This window comes from Streptomyces sp. NPDC006296 (assembly GCF_040613235.1).
GTDB lineage: Bacteria > Actinomycetota > Actinomycetes > Streptomycetales > Streptomycetaceae > Streptomyces.
The window spans coordinates 45917-70439 of record NZ_JBEXRT010000022.1; the positions used below are offsets into that span (position 1 = coordinate 45917).

The following is a 24523-nucleotide window of genomic DNA, read 5'->3' on the forward strand; positions in this document are numbered from 1 at the left end:
GAGGCTTCCGGTCGGTCACGGGGCGGGCATGGACGTGAGGATGATGTAGGGCGGATCGAGTCTGGAATCGTACTTCAGAATCGTATTCACATTCCTCACATCGATCGCCGATGCGTTGAGTCCATGGTCCTTGTACCCGGTGCCCGGAATGGTGTTGCCTGCCCCGTCCGGAGTGGGTTGCTTGGATACGTACCGGCCGCTTACCTCTCCGTTCGGGGCCGGGCTCGTGAAAGCCTGGGTCTTCCCCTCCGGAGGGTTGGTGGCCAGCCAAGCATCGATCTCGGTCTGCTTCGTCCGCAGGTTGTGTTCCGTCAGCCGTTGTGCGGTGGCCAGGTTCTCGAAGGACGACGAACCACCGATCGTAGGTCTGCGTCGCTCGGGCCAGTTGTTGTTGTCGTCGGCCTGGTCGCGCAAGCGTTGGGCGAGTTGCTCGTCGGTCTTGCCGACATGCTTCTCCAGAGTGTGGCCGCCTCCCAGGTACTCATTACTCGCGAGGTCGAAGGTGTGATTGCCGTTGGAACCCGCTTCGGTCCACCGTTGCTCGTGTTTGAACTCCTCCAACGCCCGCGCGCCGAAGCCGTGCGCACGGGCGACACCGGCCTCGAACTTGGGGGCGCTCCGGAATGCCTCGTCCAGCGGCTCCCTCAGCGCCTCCGTGCGCGTGGTGAGGCCCCCCAGGATGCCGGTGTACTTGTCGACGATCCCGTTCAGCTTGCTCGTGTCGATGTTCAGTACCGTCTTGACGTCGAACGACAGGATCAGGCCCGCACCCTTGCCGATCACGGAGGTGACGGTGCCGAGGATGCTTTTGGGGTCCTTGGGCTTGGCGAGATCTTCGATGATCTCCTTGGCGGCTTGCCACATGGCGCGGTGGAGCTCGTCCGCGACGTCGCGGTTGAGGTCGACGGCGGCCTCGGCGTATTCGCGCAGGATGGTGGCGATGTTGTCCGCCGTGTCCTTCAGTACGGCCAGGACGGGCTCGCTGCCTGTGGGGACGCGGGGTGTGCCCGGACCTGAGTTGGCGGTCTGCCCCCACTGGTAGCCGTGCCGCTGCTGCCCCCAGGCCGTCCCTCCCCACAGGGCGCTGCAGAAGGTCCGCATCGCGGCTTCCCAGTCGGCCTGCTGGTGGTTGGTGATGGCACCCACAGCCTGGGTGAGCTGGTCCGCCCCCAACGACGCGGTGATGGATACGTTCATCCAGCTGTGGCAGAGGGAGTTGAGGTAGTGCTGCTGGGGGAAGGGGTGGACGTCCGCCACCCTTCCGATCCGGAACACGTTCTTGCACAGCGGCTGGAGGACGTCCCGGACGATTTCGGGTATGCCCTCCATCAGGCCGCGCAGGATGTCGTCGCCGCCGTCGTCGTCGCCCCATTTGATGTCGGGTACCGAGTCGAAGTTCGGGGCCTTGTCGATGACCGCGGGCCGCGGGCGCTGCTCGGCCGTCTTCCCCGGCTTGGGATGGGCCGCCACATCTGCCCTGGTGTAGGCGTTGGCCGTCTCGGTGAACCCGACTGCCACACCGCCGACGCTGAGCACGGACCGGCCCCAGACCTCCAGCCAGCGATTGCCGATCCTCTTGTACGCCTGGGCGAACTTCTCGGCCTCGGTGCCGGCACCGCCTGCATCGGGGTACTTGCCCAGCTCATCGAGGAGTGTCTTCGCGCCCCGTACCAGGACGTCCTGCTGCGCGGCGACCCGACCGGAGACCGACCAGAGGTCACCCGGCTTGACGTCGATGGTGCCGCTGCCGCCCGGCGGCTGGGCGGGTGAGGAAGGACCGGCCATCAGGCACCGCCTCCCCAGCCTTCGAGTACGGACCTGTTGGCCGCTGCGTAGTTGAGGTGTCCCTTCACCACGACCTCGTGGAGCCAGGCCTGGGTCGCCTTGAGGTCGCCGGCGGAGTGACTCCACTTGTCCAGCTCGTCGATGAACGCTTCGCGTGCCTCACCGTCCCAGCTCAGGACGGCTTTGGCGGTCCGCTCGTACAACGTGTCCAGCTTCTCGTTGAGGACGCGGAGGATGTCCTCCAGGTCACCCGAAAGCTGCTGCAGGCCAGCGAAATCAACGGTGATGCGGTCTTCGTCCGGCACGGTACTGATCCCCCCTAGAAGCAGTCGTCGACGATGCTACTCATCACCTGAGCGGAGTCCGGTGCGGGCACCGGGAGCGACTGCACACCTGCCCAGTTCGGGGCCTGGCCCCCCAGCGGCAGGAGAGATACGGGTGCGCGTGGGCGTGATGCCCTTCAGCTGTGAAATCGTGTCCGGGTTGCTAGAGTCGGTCGGCTTGCAACACAGGTTCGAACGTGGGGGACCGGCATGGGTGATGAGCCCAAACTCGTTTACACATCCTCGCAGTTGAAAAAACTGGCCGACGATCTGGATGACATGCACGAGTATCTCGGCAAGCAGTTCAAGCGTATGGACCAGATCGTTGACGGCATCGAGACCGGCTGGCAGGGCCCCACTGCCACGTCCTATCGATCGCTCCACCGCGGTGCCGCGGAGGATGCCGTTCGCATCGGGCAGACCGTTCAATTCCTGGCGGAGGCCATTCGTCTGAGTGAAGGGGGCTTCACGGATCAAGAGCTCGAGACTCTTGAACAGTTCCGCAGAGTCCAGGTCGACATCGATACAGAAGCAGCCGCGGACGCCCTGTCCACGCCGTCGGACCAGCCGCCGCGCAGTCGCCTGCAAGACCTCTGAAGCGAGGGGTGACGCCCTCGCTCCGGCGGCACGAGGCGCAGCGTGTGACGTAGGGCGTCCGGTGTCTGTGATCGAACGGCCCCGGACCCACGTGTCCGGGGCCGAGCTTTGTCCCACGCTGCACGAGAAGGCGGCGGCGCTGCTGCACTCCGTCGCCCGCACTCACACGTTGATCGAGGTGACGAGCGCATTGTCTCTCTGCGGCTCGACGGCGTCAGCGCCCGTACCGCCCCGCCCCCGTCTCCTCACACACGACGACGGACGGACCGGGTACACGCGCGTCCGGTCCTGCGCACCGGGTCCGGCCTCGCGCAGTCGAGGCTGGAACCGTCAGGGCCAGGGCTACCAGCCGGTCCAGAGCAGATGGCCGATCGTGAGGGCGACGCAGGCCTGGGCCGCCAGCCAGATCCGTCGGCCCGGTTTGGGCAGGAGCGCGGCGAGCGGGAGGAGCCAGAGCATGAAGGGCTGCCAGATCCGTTCCGTCTCCGCCTTGCTCATGCCCGACAGATCGGCTGCCAGCAGGGCCAGCAGCGCCGCCGACACGAGCAGTACCAGGCGCTCCGCCGGAGCCGTGGTCCCCGTGCGCAGAGCGCGTACTGCTCCGGGGGCGCCCGCCGCGGCTCGGCGCAGGCCTGCGAGTGTTGCCGGTCCGACGGCGATCGCCGTGCAGGCGAGGTTGGCCCAGACCCAGTAGGAGTACGGGCGGACGCCTCCCGCACCTTGGTAGTAGCGCTCGACGAGCAGGTGGTACGCCTCCCACCAGTTGAAGCCCGCGAGCGTGAAGGCCGTCGGTACCACCAGGGACCCCAGCAGGAAGAGGGGGACCGGCCGGGCGGTACGGGCGAGTACGAGAACGGCGAGGAGCGGGAGCGCGACGAGTGTCAGCCCGTAGCTGAGATAGCAGGTCAGTCCGAAGAGCAGGCCGGCGCCCGACGCGGCGGCCGCGGCACCGCGGCCCTTGCGGGTCGCGGCCAGGGCCAGCAGGGCGACGGACCAGGCGGCCACCGCGGTGAAGTACCCGTCCGCCGAGGTGCCTGCCCAGATGGCGACGGGAGTGAGGACGAGGAACGGCGCGGCGCGGCGGGCGGTGTATTCGTCCGCGAGCGTGCGGACGGTGATCAGGACGGCCACCGCGGCAGAGGCACCGGTCACGATGCACCAGACCCCGGCCCAGGCGCCGCCGCCCAGCCCGATGCGGTCCAGCAGGACGAAGGTCAGGGTGGACCCCGGCGGGTGCCCGGCGACATGAGCCGGCCAGTTGCCCGGTGGGCCGACCAGAATGTGGTCGTTGAATCCGCGCAGGGCGGCGCCGATGTCGTCGAAACGGCCGATGACGCGCAGGTACTCGTGCTTGGTGGTGAGCCGTGCCGCGATCCCACGGCCCCAGCCGTCGACCAGCGCGAGCGAGAAGACCCAGGCGAGCGAGGCGACGTAGCAGCCGAGGAGCAGCTGACGCCAGCGCAGCCGGTCGGCGAGGACGGGACCGTAGGCGATGACGGCGGTCGCGACGACGGGTGCGGCCCAGGTCCCGGGCCCCACATGCGGGTACCAGGTCGCGAGCAGCGGCGGCCAGTGGACCACGAGGACCCGGACGGAGTCGTCGAAGGCCCGGCCGACGAGCACAGCAGCGGCGACCAGCAGGAGGCCCGCCACGGCGGCGGCCACGTCGCGGAGGTGCCCGGCGCGCTGAGCGGGGAGCCGTCGAACGGATCGGTCGGTGCGGTCCATGGTCTTCACACCGGCACCGTACGCAAGAGAGGGCGCGGGGGTGCCGTGTGGCGGGGCGCGTCACCGAACCGTCAGATTCCGGTGCGTACGAGGACGGCCGGTGCCGCCTGTGTGCTCACCGGGGTGATGTCATCATTTCGTCAGGAGTCGCAACGGCCTGCCCCCTCCACTCCCGGCATAGCGTCGGGGCATGGTCGACAGCCGTCGGAACAGTCCGACCCCACTCGCGTTCCTCTCCCGCCTCCGCGCCGGACGCACGACCACGGTCCTCGACCGGCTGCCCTCCGCTCCGGGGTTCTGGCGCAGCCCGGTGCGCGGTGTGCGGTTCACCGCGGTGCTCGGTGTCGTCCTGCTCGCCGGGATCACCGTGCTGTTCGTGACCGGCCTGCTCTCGTACGCCGCGTACAACCCGGACCTGCATCCGGTCAACGACAAGACGCCTGACAAGGGGCTGCTGGGCTTCTACCTCTTCGCCTGGCCGACCGGGCCGCACTGGCTGTACCGGCTCACGCAGGGGCTCCACGTCACGCTCGGCATCACGCTCGTCCCGGTCCTGCTGGCCAAGCTCTGGTCGGTCGTGCCGAAACTCTTCACGCTGCCGCCGGTCCGCTCCCTCGGGCACGCCCTGGAGCGGATCTCGCTGCTGCTCCTGGTGGGCGGGGCGTTGTTCGAGTTCGTCACCGGGCTGCTGAACATCCAGCTGGAGTATCTGTTCCCGGGCTCCTTCTACCCGCTGCACTTCTACGGGGCGTGGGTGTTCTTCGCCGCGTTCCTCGCCCACGCCGCGCTCCGGGTCCCGCAGTCCGTGCGGGTGCTCCGGTCGGGAGGACTGAGCGAGAGTGTGGCGGGCGACCCGCTGGAGTCGCCCGACCCTTCTCCGCCGACGCTGTCCCGCCGAGGGGCACTGACCACGGTGGGCGCCGGTTCGCTGCTCCTGCTGATCACCTCGGCAGGACGCAGTTTCGACGGACCGCTGCGGCGTCTCGCCGTCCTCACTCCGCACGGCGCCGCCGACCCGGGCTCGGGTCCGAACGGCTTCCAGATCAACAAGACGGCCGCAGCGGCGGGCATCACCCCGGCCGAGACCGGGGAGGGCTGGCGGCTCACCGTCAAGGGGCCGGCCGGCGAGTTCCGGTTCACCCGGGAGCAGTTGCTGGCCATGGACCAGTACAGCGCGGCGCTGCCGATCGCGTGCGTGGAGGGCTGGTCCACCTCGGACCAGTGGTGGAGGGGGGTACGGCTGAGAGATCTCGCTGCACTCGCCGGATACCCGTCGGGCGCGCCCGGGCTGCTCGTGGAGTCGGTTCAGCGCAAGGGGCCGTTTCGCCGGGTCGCGCTGCGCGACAACCAGGTGCGCGACGCGCGTTCCCTGCTGGCGCTGTCCGTCAACGGGGAGGAACTGACACGCGATCACGGATATCCGGCGCGCGTCATCGTCCCGGCGGCCCCCGGTGTACTGAACACCAAATGGGTGTCCCGGCTGACCTTCGGAGCACTGTGAACAGGCGTGACCCGTGGGCCGTCCCGCGGCGCTGGTACGGGGAGGGACCGTTGCACTTCCTGTTGACGGCCGCCTCTTTCGCCCTGGCGGGCTATGCGGGTGTACGCCTCCTGGCGGGTGACACCTTCGGCGTGATCGTGTGGTTCGTCGGCGCCGCTTTCGTGCACGACCTGGTGCTGGTCCCGGTCTGCGCGGCCGCGGACCGGCTGCTGTGCCGGTCCGTCGGCCGGCGCTCCGGCCTGGTGAACCACGTGAGGGTGCCGGTGTTCCTCTCCGGACTGCTGTTGCTCGTGTGGTTCCCGCTGATCACCCGGCAGGCCGAGCGTTACGAGCCGGCCAGCGGACTGTCCCCCGATGTCTTCCTCGGGAACTGGCTGCTGATCACGGCCGCCCTGTTCTTCGTCTCCGGGGTCTGGCTGGTGGTCCGGACTGTACGGATGCGCCGCAGGGAGACGAAGGCACGGCCGTCCACCTCCCATTGATCGACCGCGCGCAGTCCCTCGGGGCGGGCGTACCTCAGCAGGGCGGCAGTGCCGAGCCGGGCCCACGGGAAGACGGCTGCGGGCGGCCCGCACGCCGAGGCGCGTCCGTCGTCCAGCTGCACGCGTACCCGCTCGTCGACGTCCTGCGGCGTGGTTTCCACGATGAGCAGCCCGCCGGGGGCGAGCAGGTCCGCCGAGCGACGCAGCAGACGGGGCGGGTCACCGCCGATGCCGATGTTGCCGTCGATGAGCAGCGCGGTGCCCCAATGCCCCTCGTCCGGCAGTTGCTCGAAGACCGAGCGGTGCAGTGCGGAACCGCCGAGCAGCAGGGTGTGGTCGACCGCGGCCTCGCTGACGTCGATCCCGAGCGCCCGGTCGCCGCGGGCCGCCAGTGCGGCGACCAGCCTCCCGGGCCCACACCCGATGTCCAGGACGGGGCCCTCACAGCGGCGCAGCGCCGACAGGTCCGCGGTGTCCGCGTCGGTGCACCAGCGTTCGACGTCCAGCGGCAGCAGCCAGCCGTCCGTGCGGCGGAGGAAGAGCGGACCGTGGCCCTGACGCAGGGCGTCGGCGTACGGATCGGCACTCCACGAATCGGTGGTCCATGAGGTGACGCCCCGGTACGCCGGGTTCATCGTGCCGTGGTCCCGGCCCGTGCGGCTCATCGGACCGCCGCACGGGTCAGCCGGGCGAGTGCGGCGGCGAACCGCCCGTCCGGTGCGAGTGCGGCGACGTGCGTGGCGTCGGCCGCTGTGTCCACGTCCCGTAGCCGGGGGAGGTCCCGGACGGTCAGTCCCGCCTCGACCAGCCTCCGGCGCTGCACGGCACCGGTCGTGGGGACGGACATCGGGACACCGCGCAGGAGCCCGGGGTCGGGTTCGGCCAGGCCCAGGGCCCAGAATCCGCCGTCCTCGGCCGGGCCGAACCAGGCGTCGCAGCCGTCCCAGGCAGCGGGGGAGAGCGCGGTGGCCAGATCGGCTGCCGTGACCTGCGGCGTGTCCATCCCGATCAGGAGGGCCGGGCCGGTGCAGGAGCCGAATGCGGCGGCCAGCCGTTCGTCGAGACCCCCCGCGCACTGCTCCGTCACCTCGAAGCCCGGCGGCAGCCAGCGGCCGGGCGTCCCGTCCAGGACGACCACGTGCCGTGCGGCCGGCAGTGTGCGGACGGTGTCCAGGGTGTCGGCGAGCGACGCCTCGGCCAGGGCTGCGGCCTCGGCGGGGGAGAAGGGCGGGGTGAGCCGGGTCTTGACCCGGCCGGGGAGTGGCTCCTTCGCGATGACCAGCAGGGTCGTCACCCCGGCCGGGGGCGCGTCTGCGGAGCCGGGCACGGGTGAACTCATCGGGCGGCCCCCACCGGGACCGGCGCCTCGCCCAGCACGGCCCGCATGTCGCGCACCGCGTGCCAGGTGCCCCGCCAGGTGCCGGTGACCTTGGATTTTCCCGTCCGGGCGAGGTAGGGGACATCCGTCTCGGTGACACGGAGTCCCGCGTCGGACGCGCGCACGACCATCTGCAGCGGATAGCCGCTGCGCCGGTCGGTGAGACCGAGCCCCAACAGGTCTGCCCTGCGCGCGGCCCGCATCGGCCCGAGGTCGTGCAGCCGCAGCCCGGTGCGGCGGCGCAGCATGCGGGCGAGCACCGCATTGCCCGTGCGGGCGTGCAGCGGCCAGGCTCCCCGCTCCACGGGACGACGTCTGCCGAGCAGCAGATCGCTCTCGCCGTCGGCGATCCGGCGGACGAAATCCGGCAGGAGCCCGGGATCGAGTGAGCCGTCGCAGTCGCAGAAGCAGACGAACTCCGCCTCGGAGGCGAGCAGGCCGGCGTGGCAGGCCGCGCCGAAGCCGCGGCGCGGTTCACGCACCACCGTCGCGCCGAGGGACTCGGCCAGCTCGGCCGAGCCGTCGCGCGAGCCGTTGTCCACGACGATCGCCCTCCAGCCACGGGGGACCGAGGCCATCACCCCGGGCAGGGCGGCAGCTTCGTCCAGACAGGGCAGGACGATGTCGGCGCGGGGAGCGGATGTATCGGAAGGAGGAATCACCCGGATCACCCTACGGAGCGGAAACCTGCAAATCGGGTACTGGATTCTTACGAAAAATGAACGTCGCCGGCCGGTGGTGCCCGAGGCGTTCGGGCCCAGCCCGGCAGGTGCCAAGGTGGTGGCATGCAGCCCACTCCGGATCCCGCACCGCAGAGTTCCGCCGACGGGACACCCACCGCCCGCCCGGCGGGTGAGGGCGGCCGCCCGGGAGGCGGAGCCGTGCCGTCCTGTGCGGCCGTCACCGTACGGAGCGCACAGCCGGCAGGCAGAGCCGCGACCGGAGCCCCCGCCCGCGGACACATTCTCGTCGTGGACGACGACCCCACGGTCGCGGAGGTGGTCGCCGGATACCTGACCGGCGCCGGATACGACGTGGCCAGGGCGGCCGACGGGCCGGCCGCACTGGACCTGTGCGCCGCCCGGCGGCCGGACCTGACCGTCCTGGACCTGATGCTGCCGGGCATGGACGGATTCGAGGTCTGCCGCCGCATGCGCGCGTACGGACCGGTGCCCGTCATCATGCTCACCGCGCGCGGGGACGAGGAGGACCGCGTCCTCGGTCTGGAAACGGGGGCGGACGACTACGTCACCAAACCGTTCAGCCCCCGCGAGCTCGTCCTGCGGGTCGACTCCGTGCTGCGCCGCGCCAGGACGGCTGCGGCACCGTCCGGCCCCTCGGCGCTGCTCACGGGTGCGGGTCTCGTCCTCGATCCCGCGGCCCGACGCGCGACGTCAGGGGACCGGGTCCTGTCCCTCACCCTGCGGGAATTCGACCTCCTCGCCTTCTTCCTGCGCCACCCGGGCCGTGTCTTCACCCGGGAGGAGCTGATGAGCGAGGTCTGGGGCTGGGACTTCGGTGACCTGTCGACCGTGACGGTCCATGTCCGCCGGCTGCGCGGAAAGGTGGAGGCAGACCCGGCGAGCCCGGAGCTGATCCGTACGGTCTGGGGCGTCGGCTACCGGCTGGACCTGCCGCCGGCCGGCGGCACCGCCGATCCGGCGGAACCCCGGCCCGGCGCGGGTGCGACGAGCCCGCCGGCCACGGCCGGAGCCGGTTCGGGCCCGGCGGACCCGGGCCCCGCAGTTGCCGGGGACCCCGAGGGCGGAGCGCCGTCATGACCGACACGCTGCTCATCGCCCTCTTCGCCTTCCTGGGGGCCGCCGCGGCAGGGCTGCTCGGCGCACTCGCGCTGCGGCTCGTCCGCCATCGTTCGCTCGTCTTCTCCCTGACCGTCGTCGCCGCCGTGGCGGTCACCGCGATGCTCGCCGGCACCCTGGCCGTCGCGTGGGCGATGTTCCTGTCGCGGCACGACCTCACCGTGGTCACCACCGTCGTCGCCATGGCGGCCGTCGTCTCCCTCGTCACCGCGATGCTGCTCGGCCGCTGGGTGGCGGCGAGCAGCCGCGATCTGACCCTCGCCGCCCGTTCCTTCGGGGAGGACGGCACCTTCGCGGCCCCGGAGGCCCCGGCCACCGCCGAACTCGCCGCACTCACCCGCGAGCTGGCGGCCACCAGCGCCAAGCTCGACACGTCACGTGAACGGGAGCGTGCGCTGGAGACCTCGCGGCGTGAACTCGTCGCCTGGATCTCGCACGACCTGCGTACCCCGCTCGCCGGTCTGCGGGCCATGTCCGAGGCGCTGGAGGACGGCATGGCTGTCGACACGCAGCGCTATCTGCGACAGATACGGACCGAGGTGGAACGGATGAGCGACATGGTCGGCGACCTCTTCGAACTGTCCCGCATCCACGCCGGCTCGCTCGTCCTCGCCCCTACCCGGATCTCCGTCTACGACCTGGTGGGCGACGCGCTCGCCGGTGCGGATCCGCTGGCCCGTGCGCTCGGAGTGCGGCTGGTCAGCGACCGGATCGAGGCGGTGCCCGTGGAGGTCGACGGCAAGGAGATGAGCCGAGTGCTGGGCAACCTGCTGATCAACGCGATCCGCCGGACCCCCGCGGACGGGACCGTCGCCGTCGCCGCACACCGCGCGGACGAGGGGGTCGTCCTCTCGGTGACCGACGGCTGCGGCGGCATCCCGGAGGAGGACCTGTCCCGGGTCTTCGACACCGGCTGGCGCGGCACCCATGCCCGTACTCCCCCCGCCGGAGCGGGACTCGGACTCGCCATCGTGCGCGGCATCGTCGAGGCGCACGCCGGCCGGGCCGAGGTCCGCAACGTCAGCGGTGGCTGCTGCTTCGAGGTGACCCTGCCGGCCGCGTGACCCTCACGCCGGGAGCCCGGCGGCAGCCTCCCGCAGCGGTTCCTCCGCGAACTGCACCATCCCCGGGACGAAGCCCACTTCCGGCCTCCAGCCCAGTTCCTCGCGCAGCCGCCGCGAGTCCGCCGTGACATGGCGTACGTCCCCGAGCCGGTACTCACCGGTGACCACCGGGGCCGGGCCCCCGTAGGCCGAGGCCAGGGCCGCGGCCATCTCGCCGATGGTGTGGGGCTGCCCGCTCCCGGTGTTGTACGCGGCGAAGGTGCCCGGCCCGCGTTCCGCGACCGCCTGCAGAGCCACCACGTTCGCGGCGGCCACGTCCCGTACATGGACGAAGTCCCGCCGCTGGCCGCCGTCCTCGAAGACGCGGGGCGACTCGCCCCGGGCCAGCGCCGAACGGAAGAAGGAGGCGACCCCGGCGTACGGGGTGTCACGCGGCATGCCCGGTCCGTACACGTTGTGGTAGCGCAGCGACACCGCGCGGCCGCCCGTCGCCCGCGCCCACGAGGACGCCAGGTGCTCCTGGGCGAGCTTGGTCGTCGCATACACGTTGCGCGGATCCACCGGCGCGTCCTCACCGACGAGCCCGGGCACCAGCTGCGTCTCGCAGGAGGGGCAGCGAGGCTCGAACCGGCCGGCGTCGAGGTCGGCCTCCGTGCGCGGTCCGGGCCGCACCGGCCCGTGCCTCCGGCAGTCGTACCTGCCCTCCCCGTACACCACCATCGAGCCCGCGACCACCAGACTCCGCACCCCCGCCCCCGCCATCGCAGCGAGCAGCACGGCTGTCCCGAGGTCGTTGCACCCCACGTAGTCCGGTGCGTCCGCGAAGTCCTTGCCGAGACCGACCATCGCCGCCTGGTGGCACACCGCGTCGATGCCCCGCAGCGCACGGTCGACCGCCTCGCGGTCCCGCACGTCCGCCACGATGATCCCGTCCGCACCTCCGGGCGGGGAGGGGGCCCGGCCGTGGGCCGAGGGGAGCAGGGCGTCGAGGACCACCGCCTCGTGCCCGGCCGAGACCAGGGACCGCACGATCTCCGAACCGATGAAACCGGCGCCGCCGGTGACCAGTACACGCATGACCACCACGGTAGGCCGCGCGAGGCCCCGTGCCGTGCTGACGGCTCGGCATGTCACGGGACCGTAAGAGAGGGGTCAGCGCCCCGCCTCGCCGGCCGCGGCGGGGCGCTGATCCTTCCGGCGGCCCCGGCCGGGCCTCAGGAGCCCCGCCTCGGTGATCACGGAGCTGCCCGGTCAGCCGAGGGTGATACGCCTGAAGCGCCTCAGGGCGAGGAACATGAACGTGCCCGTGATGAGGCAGGCGCAGACCAGTGCGTAGGGAAGAGCATGGACGACGGGCCAGGCGCCGCTCGTGGGCAGGCCGGCCGGCGGGGGGTTGCCGAAGAGCAGGCGGACGGCGGTGGCGGTGGCGGAGACCGGGTTCCACTCCGCGACGGTGCGCAGGGGACCGGGCATGGTGTGCGGGGAGACGAACGCCGCCGAGACGAACGTGACGGGAAAGAGCCAGATCAGCCCGGCGCTCTGGGCGACTTCGACGCTGCGGGCCATCAACCCGATCGCCGCGCCCACCCAGGACATGGCGAACGCGAACAGCAGGATGAGCAGGTAGGCCAGGATCGCCTCGGAGGGCGAGCCTGCGATGCGCCAGCCCACCAGCAGTCCGCACAAGGACGTGACGGCGAGGGTCACCGCGCTCATGGTGAGGTCCGACAAGGTGCGTCCCAGGAGCACCGCCATGGCGGGCATCGGCAGCGAGCGGAAACGGTCCACGATGCCCTTGTCCATGTCGTTGGCCAGTCCCAGCGCGGTGAAAGCGGAGTTGAAGGTGACGGCCTGGGCGAAGATGCCGCCCATGAGGAACGTCCGGTAGTCCGCCCCACCGAGACTGCCGCCGAAGACGTAGGCGAGCAGCAGGACGAACATCACCGGCTGGACGAGCGCCGCGATGATCGAGCCGGGGGTCCGGCGCAGGTTCAGCAGATTGCGCCAGGCGACGATGGAGGAGTAGCGGCCCAGCCGCTGGACGGCTGTCACCGGTCACCACCGCCGACGGTCGCCATGCCGACCGGTGCCGCCGCCGCGTCCGGCGCAGGGGGCCGGCCGGTCAGGGAGAGAAACACGTCGTCCAGCGTCGGCGGCGCCAACCGCACGTCCTCGACGGCGATCCCGGCCAGGCGCAGGCAGCCGAGCGCGTACTCCAGGCTCTGCGCTCCGTGGTCGGTGGCGACCGTCAGATGTCCGGTACGCAGGTCGAGATCGGGGGCGTGATCACCGAGTGCGGCCATGATCTCGGTCGCGGTGCTGTGGTGCCGCGGGTCCGTGACGGCGAGCGAGAGCCGCTCCCCGCCCACCCGCGCCTTGAGTTCGGCTGCCGAGCCGCGGGCCACCACGGTGCCGCTCTCGATCACGACGATGGCGTCGGCCAACTGGTCCGCCTCCTCCAGATACTGCGTGGTGAGCAGGACCGTCGTTCCCTCGGACACAAGGTTCCTGACGGCCTGCCAGGTGTCCGCCCGTCCTCGGGGATCGAGCCCGGTCGTCGGTTCGTCGAGCACCACCACGGACGGCCGGGCCACGAGCGCGCCGGCCAGATCGAGGCGTCTGCGCATCCCGCCGGAGTAGGTCCCGCTCGGCTGGTCCGCGGCGTCCTCCAGATCGAATTCGCCCAGCAGCTGCCCGGCTCTGCGCCGCGCGGCGTGACGGCCCATCCCGTAGAGCCGCCCGACGAGGTAGAGGTTCTCCCGCCCGGTGAGCTTCTCGTCGACCGCGGCGTACTGACCGGACAGTCCGAGGTCCCGGCGAACGGCCTCGGGAGCGGTGAGCACGTCATGACCGGCCATCCACGCCCGGCCGCCGTCCGGCCGCAGAAGTGTGGACAGGACCCGTACGGTGGTGGTCTTTCCCGCGCCGTTCGGGCCCAGGACACCCAGCACGGTGCCGGGGGCCGCTTCGAGATCCACACCGGCCAGCGCCTGCTTCTTCCCGAAGCGCTTGGTGAGGCCCTCGGCGCGTATCGCGGGTCGGGTCGGAGGGGAGGTCATGGGTGCCTCTCGTCGTGCGTGGGCGGGCCTTGGGCGTGCTGCCGGGCAGCGGATGGTTCAGGCCACCCGTACACGGGCGCTTCTCGGGGTGATGTCGGTCCAGTTGACCTCCACGTAATCGAGGCAGTCCGCGTGGTCCGCCGGGCCGAACACCTCGTCCCAGCCGGCCGGCACCGGGGCGAAGGACGGCCAGAGTGCGTGCTGTCCCTCGTCGTTCACCAGGACGCGGTGCTGGGTGCGGGGGTCGTCGAAGGGGTTCGTCATGAGAGCTCTCCTCGTTCGGTGTGGCGGCCGGCGTCGAGCACGGCCGTGACGGTGGTGCCTATCTGCTCCCGCGCCGCGGGCTGCATCATCTGGGCGTGCGCGCACGCCACGTCGTGGTTCTCGATGGGTCCGTCGATGTACGGGCCCCACAGGGACAGGCCGAAGGTGTCGGCGGGGCGGCCCTCGGTGGCGGTGAAGAACAGCACGGGCCCGTGGAAGACACGGGGGGTGTACCGCCGCATCAACCGCGCCTGGCCGGCGAAGTTGTCGACCATCGCGTCGATCGTGGCCGGCTCCAGCGCCCCGAGCGGACTGCCGTTCGCACGGAACTGGCGCTGTACGGCGGCGGCTTCCACCGGCACGTCCTCTTCCAGGGCGTCCTGGCCGACCCCCATGTTGGAGAGCAGGGCCCGGAAGACGGTGTCCCGGCTCGCGCTGTCCAGATCGTCCAGCGGTGCCAGCGGGAAGGCGTCCAGGATGGTCAGCAGGGCCACCTCCTCGCCCGCCTCCTGGAGCTGCACGGCGACCTCCTGGACGACGTTGCCGCCGAAGGACCAGCCGAGCAGGTGGTAGGGGCCGTGGGGTTGGACGGCCCGGAGCTCGCCCGCGTACACGGAGGCCATCGCCTCGATGCTGTCCGGGAAGGGCCGGGTGCCGTCCAGGTTCGGTGTCTGTAGCCCGTAGACCGGCCGGTCGCTCTCCAGGTGGGGGAGCAGCCCCGAGTAGGCCCAGGCGAGACCGCCCGCGGGGTGGACGCAGAAGAGCGGTGGCAGGTTTCCACCCGTGCGCAGCGGCAGCAGGGTCGCCAGTGGGTTGTCCCGGACACCGGCGCCGATGCGGTCCGAGAGTCCGGCCACCGTCGGCGCTTCGAACAGGCTGCGGATGCTGACATCGACGCCGAGCGCGTCACGGACACGGCCGATGAGTCCGGCGGCCAGCAGGGAGTGCCCGCCCAGAGCGAAGAAGTCGTCGTCGATGAAGACCCGTTCGCGCTCCAGCACCTCGGCGAACAGCGTGCACAGCACGTCCTCCCGGGGGTTGCGGGGGCTGCGCCCCGCGCCCGGGCCCGCCACCCGCGGGGCGGCGGGGTCCGGGAGGGCGGCACGGTCCAGCTTTCCGTTCGGCGTCAGAGGGATACGGTCCACCGCGATCCAGCCGGAGGGCACCATGTAGGCCGGCAGCCGGGCTGCCGCGTGTTCCCGTACCGCATCCAGCCGGTCGGCGTCGGACCGGGCCGGGCCGCCCGGCGCGGGGGCGTCGGTGGCTGCGGTCCCTGTCGCAGGTTCCCCGGCGAGCACCACGTAGGCCGCCAACCGGGTTCCTCCGGAGCCCTCTCCGTGTGGCGTCACCACCGCGCGGGTGACGTCGGCGTGCTCCGCCAGCACCGAGGCGATGCCCTCCGGCTCCACCCGGAAGCCGCGCACCTTGATCTGGCCGTCGACGCGTCCGGCGAACTCCAGGGTGTCGTCGGGCCTTCGCACGGCCCGGTCCCCGGTGCGGTACATCCGTGCGCCCTCCGCGCCGTAGGGGTCGGGAACGAAACGGGCCGCGGTGTCGGCCGCCCGGCCGTGATACCCGAGTGCCAGGCTGTGGCCGGCCAGGTAGAGCTCGCCGGTCACTCCGACCGGGACCGGCCGGAGCCGGGCGTCGAGGAGCCGGACGGCGGTCCCGTCCACCGGGGTGCCGAGCACCGGCCGCCCGGTCGCCCGGAGGTCGGCGGTGAGGGTGTCCACCGTGGCCTCGGTGGGTCCGTAGAAGTTCCAGGCGGTGAGGCCCGGCCGGTTCCGCAGGTCCTCCCAGAGCGCGGCCGGGACGGCTTCGCCGCCCAGGACGATCACGGACGGGCCGGGGCCCTCCGCGGTGAACAGTCCCGCGTCCAGCAACTGCCGCACGTGCGTGGGCGTGGACTCCAGGACGTCGATCCCCCGGGCACGGACCGCCTCGACCAGTGCCTCCGGATCACGTCGCGTCAGGTCGTCCAGTACGTGCAGCCGGTGGCCGTCGAGCATCCAGAGCACCGGGTCCCACGCGGCGTCGAAGGACAGTGCGGTCGTCAGCGCCACATCGAGCCGGGACTCCCCGGCCGCCCGTACGGCGGGCGCGAAGACATGGCGGCGGTGGTGTTCCAGCAGCCGGGCCAGGGAACCGTGGCCGACCACGACTCCCTTGGGCCGGCCCGTGGACCCGGAGGTGTGCAGGAGGTAGGCCGGCTCCTGGGGTCCCGGCCGCGCCGGTTCCTGACGGGGCGCGGAGTCGTCACCGGGTGCGCCGGAGCCGTCCGCGGCGTACAGGTTCAGGCGGTGCCACCCTCCTCGTACCCGGTCGTGCGTCCCGTCCGCGGTGAGCACGGTGTGCGGGCGGGCGTCGGCCAGCACCGTGTCGATCCGGCCCTGAGGGAGGGAATCGTCGACCGGGACGTAGACGGCTCCCGCCTTGAGCACGCCGAGGAGGGCGGCGATGGAGTCCCTGGAGCGCGGCAGCAGGACCGCCACCGGATCGCCGGGACCCGCACCCGCCCGGGCGAGGAGGGCGGCGACGCGGCCGGAGCGGGCGTCGAGTTCCGCGAAGGACAGGTTGCCGTCCGGGGCGGTCACCGCGATGTCACCGCTCCGTGCCGCGTGCACCGTGGCCGCGAACCGGTCCAGCACGGTCATGGCCGGCGTGGCGCCGTACCGTCCCGCACCGTGGCTCTCGCCGATGTCCAGCAGCCGTCGCCCCTCCTCGGCGCCGGTCAGCGCCAGGTCGCCGACGACCGTGCCGGGAACGCGCACGGCGTGGGCGAGGAGGAGCGCGAACCGGTCGGCGATCCGTCCGGCCGTATCGGCGTCGAACAGGTCCCGGCTGTACTCCAGCGTTCCGTCGAGGCAGGTTCCGTTCCCGGTGTCCGAGGGCCGCTCGGTGAAGGAGAAGGACAGGTCGAACTTGGCGCCTCCGGTGTCGACCGCCTCCAGCCGGGCTTCGAGACCGGGTAGATCCAGCCGCGGCGGCCGGTGGTTGTTGAGGGTCAGCATGACCTGGAAGAGCGGATGCCGGGAGAGCGAGCGGGTGGGCCGGACGGCCTCCACCAGTCGCTCGAAGGGGAGCTCCTGGTGGGCGTAGGCGGCCAGGTCCGTCTCCCTCACCCGCGAGAGCAGCTCGGTGAAGTCCGGGTTGCCGCTGAGATCCGTCCGCAGCCCGAGGGTGTTGACGAAGAATCCGACCAGAGGGTCGAGCATCTCGTCCGTCCGTCCGGCGACGGGGGTGCCGATGGTGACGTCCTGGTCACCCCCCATCCGGTGCAGCAGGGCCGCCAGGGCGGCGTGCAGCACCATGAAGGTGCTGCTGCCCGTCGACCGCGCCAGCCGCGCCGCATCGGCCATGGTCTCCGCGGGCACGCGGACCGGGACCGTGCCCCCGAGACCGCTCGGCGAGGGGGGCCGGGGGCGGTCGGTGGGCAGCGTCGTCTCCTCGGAGGCGCCGCTCAGCCGGTCCTCCCAGAAGGAGAGATGGGCCGATGCGGTCGAGGCGGGGTCCTCGAAGTCGCCGAGCAGGTCGCGCTGCCACAGGGTGTAGTCCGCGTACTGGACGGGCAGAGGGGTCCAGTCCGGCGCCCGGCCGGCCGTGCGTGCCGCGTAGGCGCCGGCCAGGTCCTGCGCCAACGGGCCCATGGACCAGCCGTCCGCCGCGATGTGATGGATGACCAGCAGAAGAATGTTCCGGTCCGCCGCGCTCCGGAACAGCACCGGTCGCAGGGGCACGTCACGCGTCAGGTCGAAGGGTTCGGCCGCCGCCTCGCGCAGGGCTTCGTCCAGGTGCTCCTCGTCGACGGACACGAGCGGCAGCTCCGGTCGCGCGTCACCGGGCGCGAGGATGCGCTGGCGGGGACCGCCGCCGACGGTTTCGACGACCGTGCGCAGGCTCTCGTGCCGGGCCAGCACGTCACCCAAGGCGCTCCGCAGGGCGTCCCGGTCCAGGGCACCGGTGAGCCGCACCGTGAACGCCATGTGGTAGGCCGCCGACCCGGGGTCCAGCTGGTGCAGGAACCACAGGCGCTCCTGGGCCGGTGAGAGCGGCGGCTGCTCCATGCGTCCCGCCCTGCGCAGTGAGGGCCGCGCCGATTCCGCGTTCTCCAGCCGTTCCGCCAGTGCGGCGGGGGTCGTGGACTCGAACAGGGCCCGTACCGGGAGCTCCGCACCGAACGCGGAGCGGATCCGCCCGATCAAGCGGGTCGCCAGCAGCGAATGCCCGCCCAGCTCGAAGAAGTCGTCGTCGGGGGACACCTGTTCGTGCTCCAGGCTCTCCGCGAAGAGGGCGCAGAGGATCTCCTCCCGGGAGGAGCGCGGGGCACGCCCCACTCGCTCCGAACCGTCGGCCGGTGAGGCAGCCGGCAGCGCCGCGAAGTCCACCTTCCCGTGCGAGGTCAGGGGGAGCGAGGGGACGGGAACGATCAGCGAGGGCACCATGTGGGGCGGCAGCCGACGTGCCACGAAGGCCCGCAGCTCCTTCGAGGAGACCTCCCTGTGGCCGGCGGGCACGACCCAGCCGACCAGCTGCGCCGTTCCCGGCCCGGATCCGGAGCGGACCGCGACGGCCGACCGCACGATGTCCTCGTGCGATTCCAGGGCGGAGGAGATCTCACCGGTCTCGACCCGGAACCCGCGGATCTTGATCTGTCCGTCGGCCCGGCCGAGGTACTCCAGACGCCCTTCGGCCTGGCGCACCAGGTCGCCGGTGCGGTACATCCGGGACCCGGGAACTCCGTACGGGTCGGGCAGGAAGCGCAGTGCCGTCGCGGTGGAACGGCCCGCGTAGCCCCGGGCGACGCCCGGGCCCGACAGGTAGAGCTCGCCTGTCACTCCGGGGGCGACCGGCTTCATCCGGTGGTCCAGGATCCGGGCACGCGCACCGGCCACCGGGCGGCCGAGGTGCGGCCGTACCCCGGGCAGGACACGGCCCATCACGCTGTCCACGGTGGTCTCCGTGGGGCCGTACAGATTCCACACCGCCACGTCGGTGAGGGCGGCCAGATCCCGCCACAGAGGCGCGGGAAGTGCTTCCCCGCCGAGTGCCAGTACGCGTGGCCGGGGACGCCCCGGGGCGAACAGGCCGCAGGCGCGCAGTTGCTCGAGATAGGAGGGAGTGGTCTCCACGACGTCTATCGCCCGGTCGTGGAGCAGGGCGGTCAGCGCTTCCGGGTCCCGGCGCGTGAGGTCGTTCACCATGTGGAGTTCGTGGCCCGCGATCATCCAGAGCAGCGGGTCCAGGGAGGCGTCGAACGTCATCGCGGCCGTGTGCGCCACCCGCAGGGGCCGCCCGTGGTTGTCCGCCTCCGCCGGACCCATCAGCCGGTCGCGGTGGTGGGCCAGGAGCGCGGCCAGCGAGTGGTGCTCGACCACGACGCCCTTGGGCAGCCCTGTGGAGCCGGAGGTGTAGAGCACGTATGCGGCGTCCCGCCCGCGTGGCGGCGCCGGCAGGTCCGTCCCGGTGATGTCCTCCTGCTCGACCCCGTCGAGGAGGAGGACGTCGGCGTCCTCCGGGAGACCTGCCCTGGTCGCGGAGGTGGCGAGCACCAGGCTCGGGGCGGCGGTGTCGAGGATCAGCTCGGTGCGGCCGGCGGGCTGGGCCGGGTCGAGCGGGACGTACACCGCTCCGGCGCGCAGGATGCCCAGCATCGCCACGACGGCGAGGGAGGTACGGGGCAGCGCCACCGCCACCCGGTCGCCCGCTCCGATTCCCCGGCCTCCGAGGACGGCGGCCAGGCGGTCGGAGCGCAGGCGCAGTTCACCGAAGGTGAGGCGATCGTCGTCGGCGACCACCGCGGTCCGGTCAGGCTGGACGGCCACGCGCGTGGCGAAGATGTCCAGCACGGTCCAGTCTCCGGCGGCGGCCCCCGTGGACAGGCCGAGCGGGCTGTGCGCGGTGGGCGGCAGCTCGTCCAGTGCGGCTGCGCGCTGAGACGGAGTCAGGAAGTCGAGATCGGCCACCGCGTGATCCGGATCGGACAGCACGGCGCTCAGGAGGCGGGTGAAGTGCTCGACGAATCGTTCCGCCGTCGCGCGGTCGAAGAGGTCCTCGTCGTACTCCAGCTCTCCGGTGATCCCTTGCGGGCGGCCCTCCTCGTCGTGTTGCTCGGACAGGTCCCAACTGAGATCGAACTTGGACCCGGACCGTCCCACGGAGCTTTCGTGGGTGACCGTCAGCCCGTCCAGCCGCGGACGGGGCGCAGGCGTGTTGTTCAGACTCAGCATCACCTGGAACAGCGGGTGGCGTGCGAGCGAGCGTGCGGGTGCCAGCTCCTCGACGACCCGTTCGAACGGTATGTCCTGGTGCGCGTAGGCGGCCAGATCGGTCCGCGCCACCCGTTCGAGGAGGGTACGGAACGCCGGCGAGCCGGAGAGATCGGCGCGCAGGACGAGGGTGTTCACGAAGAAGCCCACCAACTCGCCGAGGGATTCGTCGGTGCGCCCCGCCACCGGGGTGCCGACGGCGACGTCCTCGCTCGCACCCAGGCGCGACATGAGGGCCGCGAGCCCCGCGTGCAGCGCCATGAAGGAACTGGCTCCGCACGATCTGGCCAGCTCGACCAGCATCCGGTGGTCGGGCGCTCCGATGTGCACGGGCACGGTGCCGCCCCGGCCCGAGGGCCGGGCCGGACGCGGCCGGTCCGCGGGGAAGGACGACTCCTCCGGCAACCCGGCCAGGGAGTCCGACCAGGCGGACAGCTGGCTGTGGGCCAGGCTGTCCGGACTGTCCGGATCCCCGAGCAGGTCGCGCTGCCACAGCGCGAAATCGCCGTACTGCAGCGGAAGTCCGTCCCATCCGGGAGCACACCCCGCGCGGCGCGCGCCGTAGGCGGCGGACAGGTCTCGCATGAGCGGCCCCATCGACCAACCGTCGGCGGCGATGTGGTGCAACGTCACGAGCAGCACGTGGTCGTCCGTGCCCGTCGGGTACAGCCGGGCGCGCAGCGGGATCTCGTGTTCCAGGTCGAAGGGGGCGCCGTCCGGGGAGGGCTGAGCACCTGCCGGCATGACGTGCAGAAGCGGGCGGGGGATGCGGTCGTGGGGCAGAACGCGCTGACACGGGCCCTCCGGGTCGGCCGCCACCGTCGTGCGGAGGACCTCGTGCCGCTCCACGACGTCACGCAGAGCCCGCTCCAGCGCGTCGCGGTCCAGGGGGCCGCGCAGGCGCAGTGCCACCGGCAGGTGGTAGGAGATACCCGCGTCGCCCAGAGTCTCCAGAAGCCACAGCCGCTGCTGCCCGAACGAGAGAGGGAGTCGGTCCGGACGGGGAACGACCGCTGTGACCGGGCGGCGGGCAGCGCTGACCTTGTCCAGCGCCACCACCAGACCGGCCGGAGTGGGGGTGGCGAACAGGGTGCTGATCGGCACCTCCGCGCCGAACTCCTCGCGGATCCTGCCGATCAGCCGCATCGCCAGCAGCGAGTGCCCGCCCAGGGAGAAGAAGTCGTCGTCCCGTCCCACCCGTGGCAGTCCCAGGCACCCGGCGAACACCGCGCACATGCGCTCTTCCCCGGCGGAGCGCGGTACGCCCCCGTCGGACGCGACCGGTACGGCCGGTGGCAGCGCCGCCACGTCGAGTTTCCCGTTGGGGGTGAGCGGCAGCCTCTCCACCGTGGCCCAGGCCGTCGGCACCAGAGGTCCGGGCAGCAGGGCCGCGACCGCTTCGCGGGCCTCCGCGTGGCCGGGGGCCTCGGGGCCGCCCACCAGGAACGCGGCGAGCCGCTCGGGGCCGTCCGGCGCGGTGGTCAGCGCGACGGCGGCGTCCTCGACGCCGGGGAGGGTGCGCAGTGCGGCTTCGATCTCCCCGGTCTCGACCCGCACGCCGCGCACTTTGATCTGCCGGTCGCTGCGCCCCACATACTCCAGTGAGCCGTCCTCGCCCCACCGCGCGAGGTCACCGGTGCGGTACATGCGCGCGCTCGGAGGGCCGAAGGGGTCGGGCAGGAAGCGTTCCGCCGTGAGCCCCGGCCGCCCGGCGTATCCGCGGGCCAGGCCCTCGCCCGTCAGGTACAGCTCACCCACAGACCCTCGCGGGAGGGGGTGCAGGGACGGGTCCAGCACATAGGCCCCGGCTCCCGCCACCGGGCGTCCGATCACCGGCGAGCCACCCGTGATCCTGGCGGTCACGGCGTTGACGGTCGTCTCGGTGGGTCCGTAGAAGTTGAAGACCAGCAGAGCGGGATCGGCAGCCAGCTCCTCCCACAGCATCTCGTCCACGGCCTCGCCGCCCAGGGCGATCACACGCGGCCGGTGGCCCTCCGAGGTCAGCAACCCCGCGGTCATCATCTGCCGGAGATAGGTGGGAGTCGTCTCGATCGCGTCGACACGGTGGTCGACGAGGTAGCGCACCAGGGCTTGCGGGTCGCGGCGCACGTCGTCAGCGATGACGTGCAGCTCGTGGCCGGCGACCATCCACAGCACGGGGTCCCACGAGGCGTCGAACGAGGTCGCGGCGCTCAGCGCCACCCGCAGCCGTCGTTCCAGGGCTTCCTCGGCCAGGGTGTGGGACTCCTGCCGGTGGTGTTCCAGAAGGTTCGTCAGGGAGCGGTGCTCCACGACGACGCCCTTCGGTCTTCCGGTGGATCCGGAGGTGTAGATCACATAGGCGGCGTCGTGGGGTTCGGGCCCGGGCGAATCCGGACGCTCACCGGCGTCGTGGGGGAGAACCGCCGGATCGATGCGGAGGAGGGCCCCTCGAGGATCGATGGCGAGCGCTGAGGACGGAGTGGCGACCAGCGCCACGGGGCTGGAGTCCTCGATCATGAAGGCGAGCCGCTCGGCCGGATAGGACGGGTCCAGCGGCAGGTAGGCCGCCCCGGTCCGCATCACCGCGAGTATGGCCACCACCAGGTCGGTCGAGCGCGGAAGTCCCACCGCGACGCGGGTGCCGGGCCTGGCGCCCAGGGCTGCGAGCGCGACGGCCAGGGCGTCCACCCGACGGCTGAGTTCGTCGAAGGTGAGGGTCGCGTCGTCGCAGACGACGGCGGTGCGCCCGGGGGTGGTACGCGCCTGTCGTTCGAACAGTTCGGGCAGGGGTGCCGATGCTGTGGTGACGCCACCCTGCGGACCGGTGGCGCCGAGGCCGAGGACGTGCCGCCGTTCGGCCTCGTCGACGAGGCTCACCGCCCCGACGGTCCGCCGGGGGTCCGCCACGAACGCGTCGAGGGCCCGGCACAGGCGCTCGTGCGGTCCCACGAGGTCCTGCTGACCGTGGCGCTGGGCGTTGCCCACCAGGTCGATGTGCAGGCCGCCGTCACCGAACGAGGCGTGCACGGCCACCGCCAGATCCTCCACCGGACCGATCGAGAGGTTGTGCAGGGTCGCCGGATGAGGGCCGAAGTGCAGGGCGTCGTCGAAGGCGAGGATGTTGACGGTCGGCCCGGTCAGCGCGGTCCTCGTACCGGTCAGCCCCAGCTGGTGGCGCAGCGCCTCGGCCGGCCTGCGCTGGTGCCGGAGCACCGACCGGGCCTCGGCGGACGCACGTCGCGCGAGATCGGTCACGCGGTCGGCGGGCGAGACGGCGAGCCGCATCGGCAGGATCGAGCTGAGCATGGTGGGGGTCGACCGTGCCGCCGGAGTGCGACGACCGGTGACCGGCAGGCCGAGCAGGACCTCACCGACCCCCTGCTCCCGTTGCAGGCACAGCGCCAGCGCCGCCATGACAAAGGTCGGCCAACCGGTTCCGGCCCGCTTGGCTGCGGCCTTGAGACGTTCCGTCTCCGCCCGGCTGTAGGCACGTCGCGCCGACACGGTGCCGTACCTCTTTCCCGGGCGGGAGCCGGAGGGCACCTCGGGCGGATGGGCTCCGACGAGGTGGTCCGTCCAGAACCTCTCGTCCTCGGCGCCGCGTTCGGAGGCGAGGTAGGCCTCCTCCTCGTCGACGAGCGCGGCGAGTGAGCCGGCGGGACGCAGCGCGGGCGGGGTGTCCGGGGTGAGGGCGAGAGCGGTGTAGACCTCCGCGATGCGGGAGAGTGCCAGGACCGCCGCATAGCCGTCGAGCGCCAGGTGGTGCACCTGTTGGTGGAAGAGGTGGTGCGACTGGGAGAGCCGGTAGAGGGTCATCCGGGCCAGCGGACCCGCCGACAGGTCCGCCGGCTCCGCCAGACACAGCCGCATACGCCGCAGAGCCTCACCGTGCGGGTCCTCCTCGCCGGAGAGGTCCACCAACGGCACGGCCAACGACGCACTTTCCCTCACGCACTGGAAGGGGACCCCGTCCCGCTCACCGAAGGTGCTGCGCAGAGCTTCCGTCTCGGACGCGGTGTGGTTGACGGCGCGGCGCAGAAGCTCAGCATCGACCGGGCCCGGTATGTCCGCGTACTCGGCGATGTTGTAGGCGGGATCCGCCGGGTCGAGCCGCTGCGCGAACCAGACGCCCTGCTGAGCGGCGGTCAGGCGCACCGTGTCCGTCGGAGTTCCGGTGTGTACGTCGGTCACGAGAGTTCACCTCGGTAGGGGAGACCTGCGGCGTCAGGCGCGTGGGCGCGGAGCAGGCTGGGCGGGGCCGATGAGAGCTACGC

At 71.9% G+C, this 24523-nt stretch carries 15 protein-coding genes and 1 pseudogene; 5 read left to right on the plus strand and 11 right to left on the minus strand.

The features are described from left to right. Nucleotides 1-15: 15 nt before the first annotated feature. Entirely contained in the window at nucleotides 16-1785 is a 1770-nt protein-coding gene (locus ABZ172_RS17490; protein WP_356884608.1) for an RNase A-like domain-containing protein, read from the minus strand. Then, nucleotides 1785-2090 carry a WXG100 family type VII secretion target gene (locus ABZ172_RS17495; protein ID WP_356884609.1) on the minus strand — a complete coding sequence of 102 codons (306 nt, stop codon included), beginning with the start codon at nucleotides 2088-2090 and terminating at the stop codon, nucleotides 1785-1787. Before ABZ172_RS17495 ends, ABZ172_RS17490 begins: the two co-directional genes overlap by 1 nt. A gap of 228 nt (nucleotides 2091-2318) precedes the next feature. Here ABZ172_RS17495 and ABZ172_RS17500 point away from each other — a divergent pair, with 228 nt between their 5' ends. Both ABZ172_RS17500 and ABZ172_RS17505 read left to right on the plus strand, forming a co-directional pair. Further along, nucleotides 2319-2705: a WXG100 family type VII secretion target gene (locus ABZ172_RS17500; RefSeq protein WP_356884610.1), complete on the plus strand. Its 387-nt coding sequence runs from the start codon at nucleotides 2319-2321 to the stop codon at nucleotides 2703-2705. A gap of 46 nt (nucleotides 2706-2751) precedes the next feature. Next, nucleotides 2752-2945: pseudogene (locus ABZ172_RS17505) on the plus strand (toxin); the annotation flags it as partial. Between the two features lie 102 nt (nucleotides 2946-3047). Here ABZ172_RS17505 and ABZ172_RS17510 read toward each other — a convergent pair. Next, a complete protein-coding gene (locus ABZ172_RS17510) occupies nucleotides 3048-4433 on the minus strand; it encodes a hypothetical protein (RefSeq protein WP_356884667.1) in 1386 nt (461 codons plus the stop codon). A 190-nt stretch (nucleotides 4434-4623) separates the two neighbouring features. Between ABZ172_RS17510 and ABZ172_RS17515 the strand changes: the two genes are divergently transcribed. Then, entirely contained in the window at nucleotides 4624-5934 is a 1311-nt protein-coding gene (locus tag ABZ172_RS17515; RefSeq protein ID WP_356884611.1) for a molybdopterin-dependent oxidoreductase, read from the plus strand. A 325-nt stretch (nucleotides 5935-6259) separates the two neighbouring features. Here ABZ172_RS17515 and ABZ172_RS17520 read toward each other — a convergent pair whose 3' ends face one another. The 3 genes from ABZ172_RS17520 to ABZ172_RS17530 are packed head-to-tail and all read right to left on the minus strand — an operon-like array spanning nucleotide 6260 to nucleotide 8456. Then, nucleotides 6260-7051 carry a methyltransferase domain-containing protein gene (locus ABZ172_RS17520; protein WP_356884668.1) on the minus strand — a complete coding sequence of 264 codons (792 nt, stop codon included), beginning with the start codon at nucleotides 7049-7051 and terminating at the stop codon, nucleotides 6260-6262. 26 nt (nucleotides 7052-7077) lie between these two features. Further along, nucleotides 7078-7755 (minus strand): DUF2064 domain-containing protein, encoded by a 678-nt coding sequence (locus ABZ172_RS17525; protein ID WP_356884612.1) that lies wholly within the window; start codon nucleotides 7753-7755, stop codon nucleotides 7078-7080. After that, nucleotides 7752-8456: a glycosyltransferase family 2 protein gene (locus tag ABZ172_RS17530; protein WP_356884613.1), complete on the minus strand. Its 705-nt coding sequence runs from the start codon at nucleotides 8454-8456 to the stop codon at nucleotides 7752-7754. Before ABZ172_RS17530 ends, ABZ172_RS17525 begins: the two co-directional genes overlap by 4 nt. Before the next feature lie 300 nt (nucleotides 8457-8756). Between ABZ172_RS17530 and ABZ172_RS17535 the strand changes: the two genes are divergently transcribed. Together ABZ172_RS17535 and ABZ172_RS17540 are read left to right on the plus strand one after the other, a co-directional pair. After that, complete coding sequence (locus ABZ172_RS17535; RefSeq protein WP_356884669.1) at nucleotides 8757-9575, plus strand: response regulator transcription factor; 819 nt, start codon at nucleotides 8757-8759, stop codon at nucleotides 9573-9575. Then, a complete protein-coding gene (locus ABZ172_RS17540; protein ID WP_356884614.1) occupies nucleotides 9572-10678 on the plus strand; it encodes a HAMP domain-containing sensor histidine kinase in 1107 nt (368 codons plus the stop codon). Before ABZ172_RS17535 ends, ABZ172_RS17540 begins: the two co-directional genes overlap by 4 nt. Nucleotides 10679-10681: 3 nt before the next feature. On the opposite strand, the gene ABZ172_RS17545 is transcribed toward ABZ172_RS17540, so the two are convergent. The 5 genes from ABZ172_RS17545 to ABZ172_RS17565 all read right to left on the minus strand — a co-directional run bounded on the left by ABZ172_RS17545 (nucleotide 10682) and on the right by ABZ172_RS17565 (nucleotide 24440). Then, nucleotides 10682-11755 (minus strand): NAD-dependent epimerase/dehydratase family protein, encoded by a 1074-nt coding sequence (locus tag ABZ172_RS17545; protein ID WP_356884615.1) that lies wholly within the window; start codon nucleotides 11753-11755, stop codon nucleotides 10682-10684. A 174-nt stretch (nucleotides 11756-11929) separates the two neighbouring features. After that, on the minus strand, nucleotides 11930-12730 hold the full coding sequence (locus ABZ172_RS17550) for an ABC transporter permease (protein WP_356884616.1): 801 nt from the start codon (nucleotides 12728-12730) through the stop codon (nucleotides 11930-11932). Continuing rightward, nucleotides 12727-13737, minus strand: a complete 1011-nt coding sequence (locus ABZ172_RS17555; RefSeq protein WP_356884617.1) for an ATP-binding cassette domain-containing protein — start codon at nucleotides 13735-13737, stop codon at nucleotides 12727-12729. The genes ABZ172_RS17550 and ABZ172_RS17555 overlap by 4 nt, the downstream gene beginning before the upstream one ends. Nucleotides 13738-13794: 57 nt before the next feature. Further along, nucleotides 13795-14001 (minus strand): MbtH family protein, encoded by a 207-nt coding sequence (locus ABZ172_RS17560; protein ID WP_356884618.1) that lies wholly within the window; start codon nucleotides 13999-14001, stop codon nucleotides 13795-13797. Further along, nucleotides 13998-24440 carry an amino acid adenylation domain-containing protein gene (locus ABZ172_RS17565; protein ID WP_356884619.1) on the minus strand — a complete coding sequence of 3481 codons (10443 nt, stop codon included), beginning with the start codon at nucleotides 24438-24440 and terminating at the stop codon, nucleotides 13998-14000. The genes ABZ172_RS17560 and ABZ172_RS17565 overlap by 4 nt, the downstream gene beginning before the upstream one ends. Nucleotides 24441-24523 lie beyond the last annotated feature (83 nt).

Coding starts and splice junctions, on each gene's coding strand:
- ABZ172_RS17490 (WP_356884608.1), bottom strand. CDS start 1,785: ATGGCCGGTCCTTCCTCACCCGCCCAGCCGCCGGGCGGCAGCGGCACC.
- ABZ172_RS17500 (WP_356884610.1), top strand. CDS start 2,319: ATGGGTGATGAGCCCAAACTCGTTTACACATCCTCGCAGTTGAAAAAA.
- ABZ172_RS17510 (WP_356884667.1), bottom strand. CDS start 4,433: ATGGACCGCACCGACCGATCCGTTCGACGGCTCCCCGCTCAGCGCGCC.
- ABZ172_RS17515 (WP_356884611.1), top strand. CDS start 4,624: ATGGTCGACAGCCGTCGGAACAGTCCGACCCCACTCGCGTTCCTCTCC.
- ABZ172_RS17520 (WP_356884668.1), bottom strand. CDS start 7,051: ATGAACCCGGCGTACCGGGGCGTCACCTCATGGACCACCGATTCGTGG.
- ABZ172_RS17525 (WP_356884612.1), bottom strand. CDS start 7,755: ATGAGTTCACCCGTGCCCGGCTCCGCAGACGCGCCCCCGGCCGGGGTG.
- ABZ172_RS17540 (WP_356884614.1), top strand. CDS start 9,572: ATGACCGACACGCTGCTCATCGCCCTCTTCGCCTTCCTGGGGGCCGCC.
- ABZ172_RS17545 (WP_356884615.1), bottom strand. CDS start 11,755: ATGCGTGTACTGGTCACCGGCGGCGCCGGTTTCATCGGTTCGGAGATC.
- ABZ172_RS17555 (WP_356884617.1), bottom strand. CDS start 13,737: ATGACCTCCCCTCCGACCCGACCCGCGATACGCGCCGAGGGCCTCACC.
- ABZ172_RS17560 (WP_356884618.1), bottom strand. CDS start 14,001: ATGACGAACCCCTTCGACGACCCCCGCACCCAGCACCGCGTCCTGGTG.